This window comes from Kitasatospora sp. NPDC101235, from assembly GCF_044767505.1.
Classification (GTDB): Bacteria; Actinomycetota; Actinomycetes; order Streptomycetales; family Streptomycetaceae; genus Kitasatospora.
In genome coordinates this window covers 16,416-35,462 of the sequence record NZ_JBIWNZ010000041.1, presented here as the reverse complement: position 1 = coordinate 35,462, position 19,047 = coordinate 16,416, and the positions used below count along the sequence as shown (strand labels likewise).

The following is a 19,047-nucleotide window of genomic DNA, read 5'->3' as shown; positions in this document are numbered from 1 at the left end:
GCCTCCAGGGCCTCCTCCTGGTCCCGTGCAGCGAGACGGGGAGGCGACGGCCCCGGCCACGACGCCGCGGTCGTCGTCGCCACCGGGGGACGAAATTCCGGTTCGCCGGCAACGGCGGCCGGACGCGCTGCCCTGGCGACGGCTACCTCGCCACGCCGAACTCCCGGGCCGCGGCCCGCAGCACGGCGATCAGCGCCAGCAGCATCAGCGCCCCGTGGGCCGGCATCGACAGGTACGGCGCCACCCCGGGCGCGATGAACTTGAGGTAGCTGCCGAGGGACGAGAGCTGGACCAGCACCGGCAGGTACCAGAGCCGCCGGGGCCGCCGGAAGGCCACGAGCACGCTGAGGACGTCCGCGACGTAGAAGTAGCGCTCGTGCATAGACGGCAGCAGGAACGGCACCGCGATCGCGAAGAGGGCGGCCAGCAGCAGGATCCCGGTTCCGGAGAGCCCCGGCTGCCCGTCGCCCGCCGCCGCGCTCCCCGGCTCTGCCCCGCGCCACGGCGCCTGCGCCCCGCCGGTGCGCCGGGCCGCCCGGACCACCAGCCCGACCAGCGTCAGCACCAGCACGCCCGCGACCAGGACGCCTGCCCGGCGCACCGGGTCGCTCTCCCCGTACGGCACCGAGACGAACTGGTAAATCGACGGCGAGTTGAGTGTGAGGTCCTGGTACGTGCCGGTCTGCCGGGCGTAGACCGTCAGCAGCTGCCAGGGGTCGGCGCCGAGCAGCAGGGCGGGGACGTCGAGCACCAGGTAGGCCGCCGGGACGGCGAGCAGACACCGCCACGGCATCCGCCGGGTCAGGACGGCGACGAGCAGCAGCGGGAACAGGAAGACCGCCTGGAGCTTGAAGGCCAGGGCGATCCCGAACAACGCGCAGGTCCACCAGGGGCGGCCGCGCAGGAGGTGGAGGACGCTGCCGACCAGGAAGGCGGTGAAGATCGCGTCCGCCTGGGCCCACCAGCCGCTGTTGATCACGACCGTGGGCAGGAACAGCACGACCACCGCCGCGGCGAGCGCCCGCCGGGGCCGGTGCGGCGCCCCGAGCAAGACGATGCGGTACGCGCAGGCCGCCAGCGCCAGGTCGAAGAGGATCGAGAGGCACTTGACGCCCGCCAGGGCCGGCACCGGCAGGTAGGTCAGGGCGGCCATCAGGTACAGGTAGGGGACGTTGTAGTCCGAGAAGCGGGCATTGCCGAGCGCCCGGAACCCGCCCTGCTCCGTGATGTACCGGTACCAGGGACCGAGGAAGTAGAACCAGTCCGAGGACACGCGGTCCAGCAGCAGGAACCGGACCATCAGCGCGGACGCCACCGCCGCCACCGCGGTCAGGGCCAGGGCCGTCCGGTCGGCCGGGACCGCGGGCGGGGCGCCCCGGTCCGGACCGGGGCGCCGCTGGTCGTCGCGGACGTCGTGCCGTGGTGCGGCTGGTTGGCGGTTCATAACCCCAGGACGTCCCGCCCGCCGGAAACGGATGACAACGGCCCGGCGCCGTTTCCGCGGACCGCCGGAGCCCCGGGGCGGCCCCCTACCGCCCCGGCCGGCGCCTCAGCCGGTGGCGACGGCGGTGAACTCGGCGCTTCGGCTCTCAGGGATGCCGGAGACCCTCGATGTTCGCCTGGCCCAGGCCCACGGCGGCGAGCTCGGCCACCTGGACTTCCTTCAGGTCCTCTGCCAGGACGAGATCACCCGCCGCGAGACCGCCGCCTTCCAACGGCGCCTGTAGAAGGCGAAGTTCGAGCAGCAGGTCACCCTGGAGGAGGTCGACTTCATGGCCTCTCCGAATCCGGCGAAGTGACGCCAACAACTCATCCGGCATCGGGGACCCCGGGTCCCGAACCACACAACCAACTTCGGACGGCCATCCGGGTCGAACGCGTTCCATGAAACCAGCGAAGTCCGCACGCAGATACTGGGGATCGGTCGGCTTCAATCGGATCTGCTTGCGACTGTCAGCCCACCAGACCTCGAAGTCGCTGACAGTGCCTTCGGCTGGCCAGGACTCGCTTCGCTCGGGCAACAGCAGGACGTCGACGAAGCCTTCGACGCTCAGGCCGATGTCCACGAAGATCCCAACCACGCCTGGACGGGGCACCCTTACAACGGTGCCTTCAAACACCTGCCCGAAGCGCAAGCCTTCCCGAATCCGAGCCCACTCTGCGTCTGTCACCACGAATGCATCATCGCACCGAGGGGGCTCAGGCCACACCAGAGCCTTCGGACCGGTGGTCGACCGCGGTGACACCCTGCTGCCGTCATTTCCAGGGTTCTGGCTCAAGTTCTGTGGGGCTCCGCCGTGTGCGTGCGGAGCCACCTCGGAGCAGATCTCTGACCTGCCGATTTCCGTCTCCCGAGGTTCCGATGTACCCGGCCTCGGGCCGACACCACAGAAGTTGAGCCAGAACCCCTTCTCGCGTACAGAGCCAGGGGTTGGAGGGTCCGGTGTGACGATGCGCAACTGGCTCGCACCGTACGACGGTGCCCACTCACCGTGGGAGGGGGCGTTGCTTGAGCCGGATGGGCATACCAGGTATACATACTCGGTATGCCCACCCGTCACAACCTGCGCACCCTGCTCGGCCGGGGCCCGCGCCACGGCCACCGGTTGAGAACCGGGTTCGGGGCGCGCACCGGCGCCACCCGGCCGCTCAACGCCGGCCTGAAGGCCACCATGGCGAGTCCCGGTGTCGGTCTGGCGTTCGGCGTGACCGCCTCCCTCGTCAACGCCCTCTCCTCCCCGTACGGGATACTCGGCGCGCCACTCACGGGCACCGTCTGGGCCGGCGCCGCGAGGGTGTTCAGCCTGCTCCTGGGCGCCGGTTGGGCGTGGGCTGCACTGGCGGTCGCGACGGGCTGGCTGGCCGGGACGCGGGGCCGCGGTGCCCTCGCCGGCGCGCTGTCGCTCATCGCCGCCACAGGGGCGTACTACGTGACGGACGCACTGCTCCGGGACGAACCACTGGCCTTGTACAGGGGTGAGCTGGCCTTGTGGTGGACGGCAAGCGTGCTGTTCGGCCTCGCGCTCGGCGCGGTGGGCGCGGCGATCAGGCGGCCCGGGACGGCCGGCTTGCTTGCCGCGCTGACCGTGCCGGTGGGGGCCGGCGCGCAGATGGTTCTGCTGCCGCCCCGGCCTCACCTCGCCCCGACACCGGCCACCCTTCTCGCCGAGATCATCGTCTGGACCGCCGCCGTGCTGGGAGCCGGCTGCGCCGTCCAGCGCTTTTGGGCCGCAAGGCGCGCGTCCGAAGCCGGACGATGCTCCCGGCTCACCCCGCAGGCCGGTTCCAGTACCGGCACGACGCACGACAACCAGCGGTCCCCGGAACCGATCAGTCCGGCTCGCACCACCACGCCCTGATCAGAAGAACCGCCCCTGGACACTGGCCGGGCCGGCAGTCGCGCTCCGGACGGAGCGGTCACAGGTCGCCGCAGTGCCCATCGCGGGTGGGCGGGAGGTGCCCCGGAAGCCGCCTGCGCGGAGGATGCCGTCGATCCCGGCGTTGACTGATTCTGCACAGCGTCGAGCCGCTGCCAGGTCGCGCAGGGCGTTCCTCAGGCCGTTCTGGTCGCGTGCGGTCAGCGCTTGTGTGCAGCGGCGGTTCGCGTTGTCCGCCTTGGTGACCAGTTCGTGCCAGTCGGCTCGTCGGAGCGGATCTGTGGGGGTATGCGGAACCAGACGGTCTCGAACAAGGCGGCGTCCCCCAGCGGGTGCAGGCCGGCCGGAGGCGTCGGTCCACCGCGTCCCAGTTGTCGTTGGCTGCCTGGGCCTCTCGGATGGCGGTGATCACTTGGTTGTCGTACGAGACCGCGAGGTCGGTGAGGTCGTCGCCGGCGAGGCGGTACCAGGCTCGGATCTGCCTCACGTGGGTGAACTCCGACTGCGGCGGGTCCGGGAGCCCCCGAGCCTGCACGAGGGAGCGCTGGGAAGTGATCTCGTTGACGGTGAAGCCCAGCCGGTACCTCCACAGGGCGCCGTCCGTGGCAGTGGCTGCAACTGCCACGGCGCACAGCAGGCTCACCGCGAGGCGGTGCGCGCGGGGTTTCCGAGCCTGAGCGTCGGGGCGGCTGGCGGTGCGTGCGTCCGGCGGTCGTGGGTCTGTCCAACGAACGGCTCTGGCTCACTTCCGGGGGTGACGTGGAGTGGTCATCAATACTTACGGCGACCCGCCGGGTTCAGGCTGGACGCCAGCGACTTGGACTTGAGTGCGCGGCAGGCAGAGACGGCAGCCCTGGACGGGCACCTGGGTAACTCGACCCCCCGTAATTCCCCAGGGTGAACGTCACATAACTCTTCCTGGAGGGATGGCCGGCAGACCGCCGAGCCAGGCGCCTGCCGCGCCGCGCGGCAGGCCGACCCCCTTCGGAGGCTCCCGTGTCCACCCGCCAGGTGACCGAGACCCTGTTCCGCGCCGACGGCACCGAGTACAAGCAGGGGATCGGGTCCGTCACGTACGCCCCGGAGACCAACAGTTGGTGGTGGACCGACACCACCGGCAACGGCTCCACCCGATTGTCCGCCTCCGAGGACGAAGCGGAGGACGACCTGCGGTCCACGATGGCCCTGCCCGAGGACGATCGGGAGTACTGAGCCCAGCGCTGTGCCCGGCCCGGACGGCTGGTCGCGGTGCCGGACGCCGTCGCGGCTGCTCATCAAGCAGGACGTGGCCTTGCCTATCTCCTGCCCCTGGCGGTGGAGGTCCTTCGGGACGACCCGCTGGCGGAAGGCGATATGTACGAAGGCGATCTGCTGGCCGCCGTGCTCACCAGGGATGCGCAGGTCTGGATCGAGTCTCCCGAGCCTAGGCGGGAAGTCCGATTGATCGCCTCGGAGTTGGCCGACGTGCCGCCTGCCGTGAAACGGGGGTGTTCACGAGTCGGGTTGACCAGGCGAACAAGGGGCAGCTCGAAGATCGCTTCCCATGCACGGAGTGATCGTTTCCCGAAGGCAAGCCCACGACAGCTGAGGAAGAGCGGATCTGTAGGATCGCGCGCTGACAATGCGAATAGGAGACTGATGTGGGGACCTTCGGCCGTGCCACGAAGGCCGGCGGTGAGGTGTTGCGTGATCCGGAGTTCGACTTCCTGACCGCGGACGAGGGTGTGCGGTTCCGGGAGTACGTCCGTGAAGCGTTCTCGGTGCACGGGGTCCAGGTGACGGTGCTGTCCGACCACGCCGTCGAAGACGCCACTGGCAAGCAGTTCGGGCTCGGCAACCTCGCGGCTCTCGGCCACGCCAACCGAAACGGTCGGTCCGGAGATCGGGTGTGGCCGGAGGCGATTCGGGACATGACCGGCAAGATGCTGCGGGCAACTGGTGGGCCGTCGCCGTTCGAGACGATGGCGGCCGGTGACATCCGTGCCCAGCTCTACCCGCGGATCGCCAACACCGGCATGCTGGTGCCGAGTCCGGACGCCTTCAGCTATGCACGGCAGATCGCGTCAGGGCTGTACGAGACCATCGCCCTGGATCTGCCGGAGACCGTCACCCTGCTCCCTGACTCCCGCGTGGCAGAGCTCGGCCACTTTGAGGACGTGCGCGGCCACGCCTTGGAGAACCTGCGTGGCCTTGCCGTAGAGGGTCATGAAGTCGTACAGGATGGCGGCGGAGACGGCGAGTCGCTGGGAGTGGGTCAGGTCGTTGGCGAACCGCTTGCGCTTGTCGGTGGTCCAGGTGTCGGCGCCGGCTGGCGGGGAGAGTCATTCCGAACGTGCGGTATTCCCTGCCAGGGGCGGGGCTGGTTGCTCCAGTCCTTCGAGTCGAGCGGTCACGTTGAGGGGCCGCGCCGGATCCGGGTCGAAGAGGGCGAGGTCTGCCTCGGCGAGGTGCGGTGGATGGTGGCGGCGCCCCGGAGAACCGCGGGACCGTCCTGCGTGCCGCCGAGTTCACCCGGCGGATTCGTCAGCTCACCTCGGCGAGGGCGAACCCCTCGCGGTCGGGGCCTGCGTCGGCGATCCGTTCGCCGTTCGGGCCCCACGCACCGCTGCGGCCCGTGCACGGGCCCGCCTCGCTCGGGCCGACGAGGTCGGCCAGGACCACGTACAGCCCGAACTCCCTGGCCCGTACCGGATACACCTTCTCGAACGAGTCGTTGTCGGCGTCCAGCGCCGAGCTCGCCAGATAGACGGTGCAGCCGTCCGAGACGGCCCGCTCGGCGATGTCGGGGAAGCGGTTGTCGTAGCAGGTGGCGAGCGCGAATCGGACGCCGTCGAGGGTGAAGCGCCCGTCGGTGGTGCCCGGGGCGAAGACCTCGACCTCGACGCCGTACAGATGCCTCTTGTCGTAGCGGGTGAGGAGCGCGCCGTCCGGGCCGACGACCAGCGAGGTGATACCCGGCCGGTCCTGCGCCCCGGCCATGAGTATCGGTCCGTTGACGACGGCCGCCGCCCCGGTCGCGCGGCAGGCCTCCCGTACCGGATCGAGCCGGGTGTCTGCCTCGGTGAGACAAGCGGCCGGGGTCGCGCGGATGAGAGTCGGTTCGTAGCCGGTGAGGGCCAGCTCGGGGAAGACGACGACGCGCGCGCCCTCGGCACCGGCCCGGCGGATCAGGCCGGACACCGTACGGACGTTGTCCTCGACATCCCCGGCGGCCGGGGCGAACTGCGCAGCTGCGATGATCACACCCGCCATCATCCCGCCTGCCCGCCGCGGGCGGAACCCCAGATTTCCCAGTGGGAGTCGTCGTCCAGGGCGACGGGGTCGGGCCGGGGCAGGAGCGACCAGCGGACGTAGGCCCGCAGCAGCAGGGCGTGCTCGGGATGTCGGACGAGGACGCGGACCAGGTGGCGTTCGACGCGGGCGGGGAGCTCGTCGCGCTCGGGCAGGGCCTGCTGGGCGAGCAGGACGCTGCGCAGGTGGTCGACGACCCGCGCACCGTCACGGCCCTCCGCGGCCGCCAGGCCGTCCAGGTCTTCGTGCGTCAGCGCCCGTCCGGCGGCGACGGCGCGGGTCAGGAGCGCGGCAGAGCGGGAGTTGCGCAGCCAGTTCAGTGCCGTGACGGGCCGGTCACCCGGCCAGAGCGGCGTGCATCCGAGACTGTGTGTGGTGGCCGGGGTGATGGTGGGGCCCGGTCGGCCCGCTCGTTCGGTTGGTGGGATGTTCTGGGCTTGTATGTGGGTGGGGATTCCGCGCGGCCGTTTTGTGGGTTGGCTGGTGTTGGTGGTCTGGATTCGGGTGGCGGTGGTGCTCAAACCGTCAGGCCCTCGATTGCCACGGGAAGGTGGCGCGGGCCGCGCAGTACGGCGTTGACGCGGTAGGGCGGCGGGTCTTCGAGCAGCCGGTCGAATTTGACCCGGCGGAACAGTTCGGGCAGCGCGAGCTGTGCTTCGATGCGGGCGAGCGGGGCGCCGAAGCAGTAGTGGATGCCGGTGTAGAAGCCCAGGTGCTGGTTGTCCTTGCGGTCGGGATCGAACCGGTCGGGGTCCTTGAAGCGTTTGGGGTCGCGGTTGGCCGCGGCCAACATGAGCCAGACCGGCGAGCCCTGGGGGATCGTGGTGTCGGCGATGTCGATGTCGGCCAGGGCGGTGGTCCACGTGACGAACTGGACCGGGGGCTCGTACCGCAGCACTTCCTCGACGAGCGGGACGACCAGGTCCGGCTCCTTCTGGAACCGCTTGAGGACATCGGGGTGGCGCAGCAGCGTGAGGGTGGTATTGGTGATCAGGTTGACGGTGGTCTCGTGGCCGGCGACCAGGAGCAGAACCGCGGTGGCCTCCAGGTCTGCCGGTGTCATGCTGCCTCCGGGGCCGGTTTCGGGGGCGAGCGCGCTGAGCATCCCGGGGCCGGGGTGGCGGCGTTTGGTCTCGATCAGGTCGGACAGGTAGGCGCCCAGGTCCTGGCGTGCCTGCTCTGCCTTTCCCGGGCGGTTGTCGCCGCCGGGGTGGGGATCGAGTTCGGACGTCAGGGCGTCGGCCCAGCCGTGGAAGCGCCGTTCGTCCTCGCGCGGCACGCCCAGGACCTTGCAGATGGCGGTGACGGGGAGGGGGTAGGAGAAGTCCTCGACGATGTCGACCTGGTCCTTGCCGTCGAAGGCGTCGAGCAGCTCGGTGACGACCATGGCCAGCTCTCCGCGCAGGCCGTCGAGGAATCTGGGGCTGTGCGGGGGACCGAACGGCCGGTTGATGGTGTCGCGCAGCCGGTCGTGTACGGGCGGGTCCGTGAAGATGAAGCCGGGCGGCAGGCCGCTCTCCTTCGCCGGTTGCCCGATGCGGGCGTAGCCGGCTGGACGGTTGCTCGTGTCGTTGCTCAGCCGCGGGTCGTTGGCCAGGCTCCGCACCTCGTAGTACGTGCTGACCAGGTAGGTGCCGTCGTCCTCCCGCCAGACCGGTGTCTTGCGCAGTTCCGCGTAGAGCGGGTACGGATCGGCTCGACTGGCGTAGTCGGCGATCTGCGCGGAGATGCTACCGAGCGTCATGGTGTCTCCTGAGGGCTCCGGGCGGTACAGGGCCGGTGATCAGGCACGCGACGGAACGAACTCGACACGCCGCTCGCTCGGCGAGTGGCCCGTCAGCGTGACGGTGGGCCCGTGGGTGGGCAGGTGGGGGTCGGGGAACGCCGGGTCGACCGCCTGCGGTGCTTCGGTTCGGCGGTCCACCGTGCGGTACTGCGGCGGGAACGGCGCGGCGGCCTCGATCTGCTGCTGGTAGAACCCCAGCCACTTGGCCCCGTCGAAGGACGCCGCGGCGATGACCCGGCCGCGGTAGCCGTACACCGCGACGAACCGGTCCTCGGCGAGCGCCCCCTGGGCGACGACCAGCTGGTCACCCAGCGAGGGCACACCCACGGACTTGATGTTCACACCGAACTGGGAGGACCAGAACATCGGCAGCCACAGGTGGGGACGGCGCTTGGGGCCCGCACAGACCATGTTGTGGGCGGCGATCTCGGCCTGTTCGACCGCGTTGCCCCAGTGCTCCAGCGACAGGAACTGATAGTCGAACAGCGGGTGCGGGCTGCGCGCGACGTCACCGGCGGCGTAGATGTCGTCGGTGACGATGCCGTTGACATCGAAGACCCGGCACCCGGCGTCGCACGCGATCCCCCGGGGGCCCGCGGCCACCCCGGAGCCGGCGAGCCATTCGGTGTTCCTCATGGCTCCGAGCGAGACGACCGCCACCTCCACCTCGATCGTCGAACCGTCGGACAGATGAGCGCGCCTGAGCCGCCCGGCGTAGTCGCCCTCCAGGGCGGTGACACTGATGCCGCAACGCAGGTCTACTCCGTGCCCGCGCTGCAGCCGGCCCGCGACCTCGCCGATCACCCCGCCCAGCGCACCCACCAGCGGTGCGGGGCCGCGCTCGGCGACCGTGACTTCGAGGCCCAACTCCCGGCATGCGGAGGCGACCTCGGAGCCCGTGAAACCGGCGCCGATCACCAGCACCCGGGACACGCCCCCGGTCAGCTTCCGATGCAGGCGTACGGAGTCGTCGCGGGTACGTATCACGAAGACCCCGTCAAGAGCCGCCTGTTCCGGGTGGAACCAGGGCCGCGCTCTGGTCCCGGTGGTGATCAGCAGGCGGTCATAGGGAACGGTGTCCCCGTTCGCCAGACGTACCTGCTTGGCGTCCCGGTCCAAGCCCTCGGCGGCGACGCCCAGACGCCACTCGGCATCGACGTCGCGCCGTCGCGGCAGCGCGGTGTCCTCGGGCCGTGCCCACCCGAGCAGCGCCTGCTTGGACAGCGGCGGCCGGTCGTAGGGCTCGTACGGCTCGTCACCGATCATGGTCAACGATCCGGTGAAACCCTCCTCCCGCAAGGTCTCCGCGCCACGCAGACCGGCCAGCGAAGCACCGACGACGACAACGCGACCCTCCCGCCGCACAACCTCGACATCCGTGTCAGCCGACATGGGGCCCCACACCCTTCGTCGGCTCGTTTGAGTAGTCGACCAGGATGGCCTGGACCGGGCAGGCAGCAGCAGCCCTCTCCACCGCGTCACGCTGCGCCTCGTCGAAGCGAGGGGAGAACAGCAGCGCCTCATCGCCGTGCAAGGCGAAGACATCCGGGGCGAGGAAGACGCACTGCGCGAATCCCTGGCACCGGTTGAGATCGACGACAAGCCTCATCGGGAACCCGCTCCCTGCACGGGCCACGGCGGCCGAGCCCCCGCGGCCGTCTGCACTCGGTCCGTGTGGTCGGTAGGCATGCCTCACCTTCAGCATCAACGCTCCGCAGCCACCTCGCAAGGCGAGGACCACCACCCGGTGGCCCTCGTCAACAGCGTCGGCAACGAGCTGCGCCTGTCCGGCCAGCAGACCGTCGCCTACGAGACCGTCGACGCGCTCGGTACCGCCCCGACGTCCACTGTCTGCCGGTCGGCAACGGCGGCAACATCACCGCCACCTGGCGCGGATACCGCACCTACCACGCCGAAGGACACGCCGACCGGCTCCCGCGCATGTCGGGCTTCCAGGCCGCCGGAGCAGCACCGCTGGTCCACGGCGCTCCCGTCGCCGACCCGCAGACCGCCGCCAGCGCGATCCGCGTCGGCAACCCGGCCACCTGGCAGGGGGCCGTCGACGCCCGAGACCAGTCTGACGGCCTGATCGCCGCCGTCACCGACGAGCAGATCTTCGCCGCCTACCGACTCCTGGCCCGCCACGACGGTGTCTTCGTCGAACCGGCTCCGCGGCCGGCGTCGCCGGGCTCCTCGACCAGCACAGCCGCGGCCACCTCGCCCCGGGCCAGACGGTCGTCATCACCCTCACCGGAAACGGCCTGAAGGACCAGGACGCCTCACTGCGCGACGGCTACACCCCACTCGAAACCACCACCTCCCTGACGAGCTCTTCCTGCGCCTGACCGCGGCAAGGACGATGCACCCCGCGCCTGTTCGATTTCATCGCCCCATAGGTGCTGTCCGAAGTCCTGAACAAATGCTGTCCGACCGAACTCGTGAACAGAGCCAGTGCTGCGGCCGCCGGCGGACCAGTCGCCGGACCGGCGGCGAGATGGGAGTCTGGAACACATGTGCGCGTCGGGTCGGCAGCGCGAGGCCGAGCACGCGGTCGGCTTCCCCTGGACTGCGGTACAGCGCCCGGTTCCCGCTGCTGCATCTCCACCGGCGTGATCATGTGGGACCTGCACGACTACGTGAGTGGTATTGCGGGCTGGGCCGGCGCACCGCCTTCGGCATCGTCGACGCCGATGAGGAACGCGGCCAACGGCTGGATCGACAGGCAGTCGCACGGCCGTCTGCTGACACCGGACCCGTGACATCGGGACCGTGTTGATGGACGGCCAGCAGGAGGTAGCTGCAGTGTGGTGGGCCGCAGACTATCTGCTCGGCCACTTCGTCGGTGGCGCAGGCACCAGCCCGGGGAACTTCCACCACCAGTACATCCAGGACCTGGACTCCTGCCTGGCCAGCGGGCTCGCCGACCACATCAGCCTCTGACGGCGTAGTCGAGGAGCGGACATGAGCATCAGATCACTGGCCGCTGCCGCGCATCTGCGGCGCACCCCCACGCCTGCCGGGGCTGACCTCGGGCCCGACGAGCCGAGAGCCTGGGCAGCCGCCGAGGGCGGCACGCGCACCGCAACCGCCGCAGCGACCAGCGACACCCTCGCCCAAGCGGTTCCGACCGAGGTGATCGTGCTGTACACCACCGTGCTCGGAGTGCTGACCGGGGTCCTGAAGGGCGACGTCACGGCGACCTACCTGCCGCTGCGCTGGATCCTCTACGGCGGCTGCATCGCCGGCAGCGCCCTGGCGTTCAACCTCACCTACCAGCTCACCAAGACCCAGTCGGCCCCGGCACCGGGACAGGGCGGGGGCCAGGACCGGCGACGTCCGGAGGACCTTCCACCCGGCGAGGCACGAGCAAGCGCGCAGGCCGCAGCCCGGGCCCACGGTGGTGCCGCCGGCGGAACCAAGCCTGCTTGGCCGACAGCGGAGACGTTCATGGCCTGCCTCTCCTTCGCCGTGTGGGGGCTTGTCGTCCCGGGTTCACCGCTCTACGTGGAACTGCACCCGCCCACGCTCCCTGTGGTCGTCACTACCCTGAGCGCGGTGGGGGCCTTCCTCTCCGTGCTCTTCACCCCCTGGCTCAACCGGAAAGCCAGCCGGTCGTGAGCCCGTCGGAACCGCCGGCCGACGACGTGGCGCATCTCCCGGCGGCGGCCTGGGAAGCTCCACACGCTGTGTACCGGTGCAGCTACCAACGCCGGAAGCCGCGTCCGCAAGCGGCCAGTAGGGCGGTGACTCCAAGGGCAGTCTCGGAGCCGTAACGGCACATCTCTGACCCACGGACACCGGCCGGCCCAGCGACCGCACGGCGGCCACCCGGCCCGCCGCCCTGTGCCCACTCCACACCGTGCTCGGCAAGCTGCGCCAGCTGCCCGGGGCTGAGCTTCGCCCGACGGGCCTTCTGGTTGTTGAGCCAGGTACCCAGCGCGAAGTGCGACACGACCACCTGCTCCTCACCCCCGCGCCCCGCCTCCACGGCCTCCACCGGCTCCTTGTGCCTGCCGACCTCGACCGGCCCGTCATGCGGCTGCTCGGGGGGCCGTGCGGCGTCTCCCGAGCAGCACACGGCGTTCGTCCTCGGCCCGGCCGCCCCACGCGCCGTAGGGTTCACGGGCGGCGATGGCGTATCGGCGGCATTCCAACAGGACCGGGGCACTGGGCGCACACCGCCTTCGCCGCCTGCTCGCGCCCTTGCCTGTCCGGTGTCGGCCCGCCGGTCGGCGGCCGCGCGGGGGCCTACCGGGTCCGCTGTTCCGTCTCGGTGTTCCACGGCGCGTTGAAACGCGCAGGTCAGGGTGGGTGTGGCCGTTCCAGCGTTCCGCATCGCCGGGCGGTGCTGGCGGGCGGGACGGATTGCGGGACAGTCTTCGGTCAGGCGGCGGCCGGCACTGAGCCGGGGCCACCCGGCCGCAGGGCGCGGCCACCGCGGCGAACGCCCTGCCACGTACCACCCGACCCAGAAGGAAGCCCTGCCATGCGCATCTCGAACCGACGTCCGATCGCCGTCCTGCTGGCGGCCGCCGGCCTGCTGGCCGCTGGGGCCACCCCGGCCGCCGCCGTCCACGGCGGGTCGGACACCACGACCGGGTCCCACCCGTTCGTCGTGGCCCTGGAGACCGCCGCGGGCGAGCAGTGGTGCACCGGCGCGCTGATCGCGCCGACCAAGGTGCTCACCGCGGGCCACTGCGTGGCCGAGGCAGCCGACCCGGGCTCACTGCGGGTGATCGCCGGCCGGACCGACCTGACCGGCTCCGGCGGTCAGGTCCGCCGGGTGAAGGGCTACCGGGTCGACCCGCGCTACACCGCCGGCCTGGAGCATGACTCCGCCGTCCTCACCCTGGACCGGCCGCTGCCGCAGACACCGGTGCGGGTGGCGCGCCAGGGGGACGCGGCGCTCTACCGGTACGGCCGCACGGCCACGCTGCTGGGGTTCGGGCGCACTGGCTCGGACGGGCCCGGCACTCACCTCAAGCAGGCGGAGCTGACGCTGGCTCCGCCGGCCTCCTGCGACCCGTACACCTTGCCCGGAGACTCCCCGCAGTTCAAGGTCTGCGGTCTGCCGCGGGCCGGTACGACGGACAGCGTCTGCAAGGGGGACTCGGGCGGGCCGCTGGTGGTCGGTGGTGTGGTGATCGGCGTGGTCTCCACCGGCAACAAGTACTGCGACACCCAGTACCCGGTCTCGGTGTTCACCCGGGCCACCGACGTTCCCGCGCAGCTGCTGTCCTGACCGGCGCCGGTGCCGCCCTGGCCGGCTGGCCAGGGCGCTCTGGACCGCCTCCGGTGACCGCCGGCGGGCTGTGCGGGGTGCTGGCCGACCTCGCCGACCAGCTGGACGTCCAGTGCATCGCCAAGGCTGAGTGTGTGCGTCGCCATGTCGGTCATCGCCGTCAGCTCGATCCGGCCTGGAAGGTCGTTGATCCAAGTTGTCCGCGTGCTCAGCAAGCAATGTGCTCGGTCAGGTAGAGACGAACGCGTGGAGCCGCTTCACGGCCCTGGTTGCCGGGCATGTGCCGGCGGCGCAGGCTGGAAGAACCCAAGAGGTCCGGTGTGCCGGACCAGGAGGCGAGGTTCGCGATGAGCAGGCTTGAAGAGCAGATCAACGTCGATGCCCCCGCACGGGAGGTCTGGGGGCGGCTGCACGACATCGAGGCCTATCCGAGGCTCATGGACAGCATCCAACGTGCTTATGCGCCCAGCAGCGACCGCGCCCATCTGGACGTGCGGGCCGGCGAGGTACAGCGGGAGTTCGATGCCGTTCTCACCGACCGCGACACCGAGCAGGTCCTCGCCTGGGAGACGACGGGCAGCCCGGAGTTGAAGGGCACGCTCTCGGTGCGGTCACTGGACGAAAACCACAGCCAGGTGCAGGTGCACCTGGAATACGAGCCGGAGTCCATCCAGGACACCTTCGGCGGCCCGCGGGGCATGGCCCAGGTCCACCGGATCGAGAACACCGTCCGGGGCGGCCTGGAGCAGTTCAAGAACCTGGTGGAGTCGGAGCAGTAGCCGTCCACCGCCGAACGAGATTCCTCAGACCCGGGATCCGTGAAGCCGGCCGGAGCGTCGGCTGCCCACCCTGGCGGCCCATCCCGTCATCGGCGGGTGTCGTCGTCTGTTCCTTCTGGGCAGTGAGACGGAAACGAGCTGTGGGTTCGCAGTTCCACCGATGCCCACCACCCACGACCCCGCCACCCTCGCCAAGCTGATCGACGCGCTCGACCACCGCTGACCGCGCGCCGCCGCGGTGCCCGACCGTGCGGTCCTCACCGAGCCGGTCGGGGGCCGGGGCGTCCTTCGTGGACGGCCCCGGTTCAGCGATTCCAGTGCGGGCTGAGTGCGATGCCGCGCATCTGGTCGATGGTGAGCGGTGGTTCGGGGCGGGTGGGGCCGGTCTTTCCCGAGGGGTCGATACGGTTCGTGTTGACCTCGTCCACCTCGATCTGGCGGCCGTCCGGCCGCAGGACGGTTACCTTCCAGTGGGTTACGCCACCGATCCACTGGCCCTGGTCGACCAGCACGGCCGTGCCGTCCGGGAACCGTTCGGCGCGGTGCTCGGGCGAGGTCGCCTCCCAGTCAAGGTTGTTCAGCGGCATGTCGTCCGCGAGATCCACCCAGACAAGGGCTTCGCCCCGTCCGTCGTCGTACACGAAGCCGCCACCGGCACCGGCATCGCCCTCCGGCTTCGGCTTGGTGATACGGCCGTCGACGAAGGTGCCGTTGCTGTTGGTCCTGGTGATCTTGCCGGGGGGCATGAACGCGGCCAGCTGGGCGGAGATCGCTCCGGACCGAGGACCGCCAGGGGGCGGACTTGCCGAAGGGGCCCGGGTGGGTGCCGGAGCCGGGGTTGCGGTGGCTGTCGGTGTTCCGGCCGGGGAGGGCAGCGCGGAGGTCGGGCGCCCGGAGAAGACGACGCTGCCCGCAACGCAAAGGCCGGCGGCGACGAAGGCCGAAACGCCGATCTGCGCGCGGCGGACCAGGCGCAGGTGCCGGCCGTGGGCGGTGGCACGGGCCACAAGGTCCGCGCTGTGCGACCCGAACTGCTGGGAGGAGTGGTGCAGGGCGTCGTGCAGACGCTGATCGGGGTTCATGAGTGTGCTCCGTTCGGTCAGGCCTGGACGAGGTCGGCGAGCAACTCGTCGCCGAGGACATCTCGCAGCTTCTGCAGGGCCCGCAGGCTGCGGGTGCGGACAGCCCCCGCGGACAGCCTCAGCATCTGCGCGGTCTCCTCGACCGGGCGGTCCTCCCAGTACCGCAGGACCAGCACCGCCCGATCCTTCGGTGCCAGTCGCGCCAGCCCGTCGAGCAGCGTCAGCCGCAGCTCCGGGTCGCCGGCGTCGACGGACACGCGGTCCGGGAACCGGTCCACCGGTCGCTCCCGCGCGCTGCGCCGACGACGGTATGAGGTGAAGGTGCGGACCAGCACGGTGTGCGCGTAGGCGACCGGCGGCTGCGTGCGGTCGATCCGGCGCCAGGAACGGAACATCTTCGCCAGCGTCTCCTGTACGAGGTCCTCGGCGAGGTGGCGGTCTCCCGTGAGCAGACACGCGGTGCGGTAGAGCTGGTCGCTGCGGGCATGGGCGAACTCCAGGAAGTCCGCGGGTGCGTCCCCCACAGGTCGGTCCTTTCTCGAACTGTCATCGACCCAGGCACGCGTTGGGGGTGGGTTCGCGTTACAGCAACGGCGTCGATGTTGTCCCTGTCACGTTCTGCGCCGGGCCAGATCAGGACGTCGGACCGGCCGGCTCCCCGGTTGGGAAACGCCGGGTGGCATGAGAAGGAGTGAGGTTTTCCTCAGTCTCATGGAGAGCGCTGTACGCGATGTGGGGCGAATCGGCCCGCGGCTGCCCACCGCGAGGTTCAGGAACGGCTCCAGACAGCCCGGGCGGCGACCCCTCGCCGAAGACCTACGCCGTCCCTGGGAGCGACCGGCGACCGAACCGCGCCGGCTCACCCCCGTCCGAGTGCGGCGCGGGTTTCGCAACATCCGCGTGACGACGACCAGCCTGCCCGGCAGCCGTACCGAAACCGTCCCGGCCAGGCCCGGGACGGCCTCCCGGTTCGCAGAACGAGCGCCGGGCCAGGCGCCACGATGTCGGCAAGAGCGTCAAGCGGGCCGAGTCGATCAAGAAACACCAAACCCGCCGATCACAAACGTCAAGCTCACGCGGTGCCGGTGGTCTCGGTCCGGACGTCGTACGGGCGCAGACCCCGGCTCTCGTAGTTGCGTAGGGCGTTCGGGTGATCGTTGGTGTCGGTGTGCAGCCAGACCCGCCGGACGGACTCGGCGCCGAGCGGCTCGGTGGCCCACGCCTGGCGCAGCGCGAGCGTCAGCGCGTAGCCGCCGAGGCCACGGCCGACATGCTCCGGGACGAGCCCGAAGGTGGTGATCTCCACGTCGCCGGCCGGGTGCGGCTCCAGGTTGGCGACGCCGGCGGGCTCGCCGTCGTGCGTCAGCAGCCAGTACTGGCGCCGGGGGTGCTCGGCGAGGTGGGCCGCCCAGTCGGCGGCGGTGCGGGCGGTGCTGCGCCAGCCGTGCGGCGCCCCGACGCGCGCCTGGACGGCCTGCACCTCGGGGGACGAGCCGTCGGCCGGGACGAGGGCCAGCGCGGCGACCGGCGGGGACGGGCGCAGTTCGTCCGGGTCGGTCATCTCCAGGTACGTGACGGTCTTCTCCATGCGGTGAGACTACGGCCTTGGCCCGCCGCGCCGGCCGGTGGGTCAGAGGCCGAGGCCGCTCAATCGCGGAGGCGGTCGAGGCGCCGGCCGTCGGCCCGCGGTGCGCGCTGACGGGCGGGGTGTGGGTGCCGAGTGCCCCGTCGACTTTGCGACCTCGCCGCCGCCCGCACAAGCCTGCGCAACATGATCCGCAGCGACCAAGATCCCCGACAAGCTGAATCACCGTCTGATCAGTCACCCGCCCGCTCGCCTGCGACACCGCCGAGACTGCCGCCCTGATCGTCCGCCAGGCCCTGGAGCAGGGCCTGATCGACGTCACCGGAGCACGGCAGCCCACCTGACCGCCGGCCTCCTGTGAGTCGTCCCGTCAGGCGCCTGGTCGGTCGCCCGCTGAGGCGTCCGGTGGAGCGCCTGACGGGTCCGCAGCCCTCCGGCCCGGCCCTGCATCAGCGCAGGTCAAACCGTGTTCCCGGAGGGCCGGAAGGCCGACTACCCCTTCATCTGTCCTCTGTCCTGGGTGGTGAGGTGATCGGTCGGTTCGGGGTTCGCGCCTGCGGCGGGCCGGTGTTCTTCTGCGCGTCCGGCGGAGCCGTCCGCGCCGACCGGGGTCGGCCTGACCGGCCGCTCTCGGCACCGCGCCGGCTGCACGTAGGCACCACCGCAGGTGGCAGCGAGGGCGCCACCGCACCCGCAGCCGCTCCTGGTGGCGCCGCTCCTGACTGGGCAGCGGGTGCAACACGGGGGCGCAACACGCGCAACGCGCAAGCCCTGGCCAGGCCTCGCGTTGCGCCCCTGATCTCTGCAAACCACTGGGAAATTCAGGGTGCAACAGCCTGTTGCACCCCGCGTCGCATCGCCTGAGCTGCGGTGGGGAGTTTCACCGGAGCCTGCCGCCGTGCCCGCCCGGGGCCACAAGCCGCCGGCCTCCTGATGGCGAGGTCAGGTGCCTCGCGTACCGGCGATGGCCAGCAGATCCAAGGCTTCCGCCGTGCGCCGGTTCACGGTCATCGGTTCGCAAGCCGACGCCACCCTTGTGGGTTGTATGTCCGTTATGTGAGATTCCCCTAGGGTGGCGGTGGCACATTCCACTGGCATCCGCATGGGAGGCATCATGCCAGCATTGCGTACCGGTCTTACCGCCGTCACCGTTGCCGTGCTCGTGGGCGCTACGACCGTGGTGACCCAGAGCGCCGTCACCGCGGCTCCGGCAACGCCCGAGCGGGTGGCAGGAATCGCCCACCTCAACACGCCGGTCAACCTGCCGAACGGCGTGTGGACCGACGCCCCGCTGGAGGTGACCCTTCCCCGGGCCGGGACCTACGAGCTCGACGCGGATGTCCGCGGCCGACTCGCGGGCGCTCCCTCGATCAACACGTTCATCACCGCCCGGCTGTGGGACGTCACATCGGGTACCGCCGTCGCGGAGAGCGAGCGGCTCGTCAACCAGATCATCGACCTGAACCCCGGCGCCGCCCAGGCCGGCGGCAACGCGACCGCACCGATCAGCGAGCTGATCCAGGTGAACGGGCCGACCACGATCCGGCTGCAGGGCATCCGAAACGACGCGGTCGGGGCGGCGTCCATCGCTCAGATCTACTCCGACGCCAGCGGTCGCACGTCCCTGCGCTACGAACGGGTCGGCCCCTGAGCTCGACGTTCATGGTCGGCGGGTTTGATGTTCCCCGGATCGACTCGGCCCGTTTGACCGCCTTGCCGACGTCGTGACGCCTGGCGCGCTGCTTGTTCTTCGAGCCGGGAGACCGTCCCGGGCCCGGCCGGGACCGTTTCGGCGCGGTCGCAGGGCGGGCCGGCCGCCGTCATGCGGATGTTGCGAAACCCACGCGGTACTCGGGCAGGGGTGGGGCGGCGGGGTGTAGGTCGGCCTGCCTGCGGCACCACACG

At 70.7% G+C, this 19,047-nt stretch carries 20 protein-coding genes and 3 pseudogenes; 10 read left to right on the top strand and 13 right to left on the bottom strand.

The features are described 5' to 3' along the window. Positions 1–142: 142 nt before the first annotated feature. Together ACIRRH_RS39410 and ACIRRH_RS39405 are read right to left on the bottom strand one after the other, a co-directional pair. The gene (locus ACIRRH_RS39410; RefSeq protein WP_403077476.1) at positions 143–1,444 is read right to left on the bottom strand and encodes a glycosyltransferase 87 family protein; all 1,302 of its coding nucleotides are present in this window, start codon (positions 1,442–1,444) and stop codon (positions 143–145) included. A 145-nt stretch (positions 1,445–1,589) separates the two neighbouring features. After that, positions 1,590–2,174 carry a S1 RNA-binding domain-containing protein gene (locus tag ACIRRH_RS39405; protein WP_403077473.1) on the bottom strand — a complete coding sequence of 195 codons (585 nt, stop codon included), beginning with the start codon at positions 2,172–2,174 and terminating at the stop codon, positions 1,590–1,592. Positions 2,175–2,546: 372 nt separating this feature from the next. Here ACIRRH_RS39405 and ACIRRH_RS39400 point away from each other — a divergent pair, with 372 nt between their 5' ends. The 3 genes from ACIRRH_RS39400 (at position 2,547) to ACIRRH_RS39390 (ending at position 5,087) form a co-directional block, all read left to right on the top strand. Further along, the gene (locus tag ACIRRH_RS39400) at positions 2,547–3,359 is read left to right on the top strand and encodes a hypothetical protein (RefSeq protein ID WP_403077470.1); all 813 of its coding nucleotides are present in this window, start codon (positions 2,547–2,549) and stop codon (positions 3,357–3,359) included. A 1,014-nt stretch (positions 3,360–4,373) separates the two neighbouring features. Next, entirely contained in the window at positions 4,374–4,589 is a 216-nt protein-coding gene (locus tag ACIRRH_RS39395) for a hypothetical protein (protein WP_403077467.1), read from the top strand. 36 nt (positions 4,590–4,625) lie between these two features. Beyond that, on the top strand, positions 4,626–5,087 hold the full coding sequence (locus ACIRRH_RS39390; RefSeq protein WP_403077464.1) for a contact-dependent growth inhibition system immunity protein: 462 nt from the start codon (positions 4,626–4,628) through the stop codon (positions 5,085–5,087). A 353-nt stretch (positions 5,088–5,440) separates the two neighbouring features. On the opposite strand, the gene ACIRRH_RS39385 is transcribed toward ACIRRH_RS39390, so the two are convergent. The 6 genes from ACIRRH_RS39385 to ACIRRH_RS39360 all read right to left on the bottom strand — a co-directional run bounded on the left by ACIRRH_RS39385 (position 5,441) and on the right by ACIRRH_RS39360 (position 10,063). Beyond that, entirely contained in the window at positions 5,441–5,584 is a 144-nt protein-coding gene (locus tag ACIRRH_RS39385) for a hypothetical protein (RefSeq protein ID WP_403077461.1), read from the bottom strand. Between the two features lie 316 nt (positions 5,585–5,900). Beyond that, positions 5,901–6,629, bottom strand: a complete 729-nt coding sequence (locus ACIRRH_RS39380) for a carbon-nitrogen hydrolase family protein (protein ID WP_403077458.1) — start codon at positions 6,627–6,629, stop codon at positions 5,901–5,903. Then, positions 6,629–7,189, bottom strand: coding sequence for a hypothetical protein (locus ACIRRH_RS39375; RefSeq protein WP_403077455.1), 561 nt, complete (start codon positions 7,187–7,189; stop codon positions 6,629–6,631). Before ACIRRH_RS39375 ends, ACIRRH_RS39380 begins: the two co-directional genes overlap by 1 nt. Further along, complete coding sequence (locus tag ACIRRH_RS39370) at positions 7,186–8,412, bottom strand: cytochrome P450 (protein WP_403077452.1); 1,227 nt, start codon at positions 8,410–8,412, stop codon at positions 7,186–7,188. The genes ACIRRH_RS39375 and ACIRRH_RS39370 overlap by 4 nt, the downstream gene beginning before the upstream one ends. Before the next feature lie 39 nt (positions 8,413–8,451). Then, positions 8,452–9,846, bottom strand: coding sequence for an NAD(P)/FAD-dependent oxidoreductase (locus ACIRRH_RS39365; protein WP_403077449.1), 1,395 nt, complete (start codon positions 9,844–9,846; stop codon positions 8,452–8,454). Next, a complete protein-coding gene (locus ACIRRH_RS39360) occupies positions 9,836–10,063 on the bottom strand; it encodes a ferredoxin (RefSeq protein ID WP_403077446.1) in 228 nt (75 codons plus the stop codon). The genes ACIRRH_RS39365 and ACIRRH_RS39360 overlap by 11 nt, the downstream gene beginning before the upstream one ends. Positions 10,064–10,189: 126 nt before the next feature. On the opposite strand from ACIRRH_RS39360, the pseudogene ACIRRH_RS39355 reads away from it, so the two are divergent. From ACIRRH_RS39355 to ACIRRH_RS39345, 3 genes and pseudogenes are all read left to right on the top strand, one after another. Continuing rightward, positions 10,190–10,799 (top strand): annotated as a pseudogene (locus tag ACIRRH_RS39355) (pyridoxal-phosphate dependent enzyme); the annotation flags it as partial. Positions 10,800–11,256: 457 nt separating this feature from the next. Beyond that, complete coding sequence (locus ACIRRH_RS39350; RefSeq protein WP_403077443.1) at positions 11,257–11,394, top strand: hypothetical protein; 138 nt, start codon at positions 11,257–11,259, stop codon at positions 11,392–11,394. Between the two features lie 21 nt (positions 11,395–11,415). After that, positions 11,416–12,072 carry a hypothetical protein gene (locus tag ACIRRH_RS39345; protein WP_403077440.1) on the top strand — a complete coding sequence of 219 codons (657 nt, stop codon included), beginning with the start codon at positions 11,416–11,418 and terminating at the stop codon, positions 12,070–12,072. A gap of 413 nt (positions 12,073–12,485) precedes the next feature. On the opposite strand, the gene ACIRRH_RS39340 is transcribed toward ACIRRH_RS39345, so the two are convergent. Next, entirely contained in the window at positions 12,486–12,869 is a 384-nt protein-coding gene (locus ACIRRH_RS39340; RefSeq protein WP_403077516.1) for a WhiB family transcriptional regulator, read from the bottom strand. A gap of 71 nt (positions 12,870–12,940) precedes the next feature. Here ACIRRH_RS39340 and ACIRRH_RS39335 point away from each other — a divergent pair, with 71 nt between their 5' ends. Together ACIRRH_RS39335 and ACIRRH_RS39330 are read left to right on the top strand one after the other, a co-directional pair. Then, the gene (locus ACIRRH_RS39335) at positions 12,941–13,696 is read left to right on the top strand and encodes a S1 family peptidase (RefSeq protein ID WP_403077437.1); all 756 of its coding nucleotides are present in this window, start codon (positions 12,941–12,943) and stop codon (positions 13,694–13,696) included. A 347-nt stretch (positions 13,697–14,043) separates the two neighbouring features. Continuing rightward, positions 14,044–14,475, top strand: a complete 432-nt coding sequence (locus ACIRRH_RS39330; RefSeq protein ID WP_403077434.1) for an SRPBCC family protein — start codon at positions 14,044–14,046, stop codon at positions 14,473–14,475. 305 nt (positions 14,476–14,780) lie between these two features. On the opposite strand, the gene ACIRRH_RS39325 is transcribed toward ACIRRH_RS39330, so the two are convergent. Together ACIRRH_RS39325 and ACIRRH_RS39320 are read right to left on the bottom strand one after the other, a co-directional pair. After that, positions 14,781–15,557: a hypothetical protein gene (locus tag ACIRRH_RS39325; protein ID WP_403077431.1), complete on the bottom strand. Its 777-nt coding sequence runs from the start codon at positions 15,555–15,557 to the stop codon at positions 14,781–14,783. A gap of 17 nt (positions 15,558–15,574) precedes the next feature. Further along, positions 15,575–16,081, bottom strand: coding sequence for a SigE family RNA polymerase sigma factor (locus ACIRRH_RS39320; RefSeq protein ID WP_403077428.1), 507 nt, complete (start codon positions 16,079–16,081; stop codon positions 15,575–15,577). A 274-nt stretch (positions 16,082–16,355) separates the two neighbouring features. Between ACIRRH_RS39320 and ACIRRH_RS39315 the strand changes: the two are divergent. Then, positions 16,356–16,698: pseudogene (locus ACIRRH_RS39315) on the top strand (hypothetical protein); the annotation flags it as partial. Here ACIRRH_RS39315 and ACIRRH_RS39310 read toward each other — a convergent pair. Further along, entirely contained in the window at positions 16,630–17,145 is a 516-nt protein-coding gene (locus tag ACIRRH_RS39310; RefSeq protein WP_403077425.1) for a GNAT family N-acetyltransferase, read from the bottom strand. The pseudogene ACIRRH_RS39315 and the gene ACIRRH_RS39310 sit on opposite strands and share 69 nt — an antisense overlap. A gap of 1,120 nt (positions 17,146–18,265) precedes the next feature. Here ACIRRH_RS39310 and ACIRRH_RS39305 point away from each other — a divergent pair. Next, a complete protein-coding gene (locus tag ACIRRH_RS39305) occupies positions 18,266–18,793 on the top strand; it encodes a hypothetical protein (RefSeq protein ID WP_403077422.1) in 528 nt (175 codons plus the stop codon). A 37-nt stretch (positions 18,794–18,830) separates the two neighbouring features. Here the strand turns inward: ACIRRH_RS39305 and ACIRRH_RS39300 are convergent. Continuing rightward, positions 18,831–19,017: pseudogene (locus tag ACIRRH_RS39300) on the bottom strand (transposase); the annotation flags it as partial. Between the last annotated feature and the right edge of the window lie 30 nt (positions 19,018–19,047).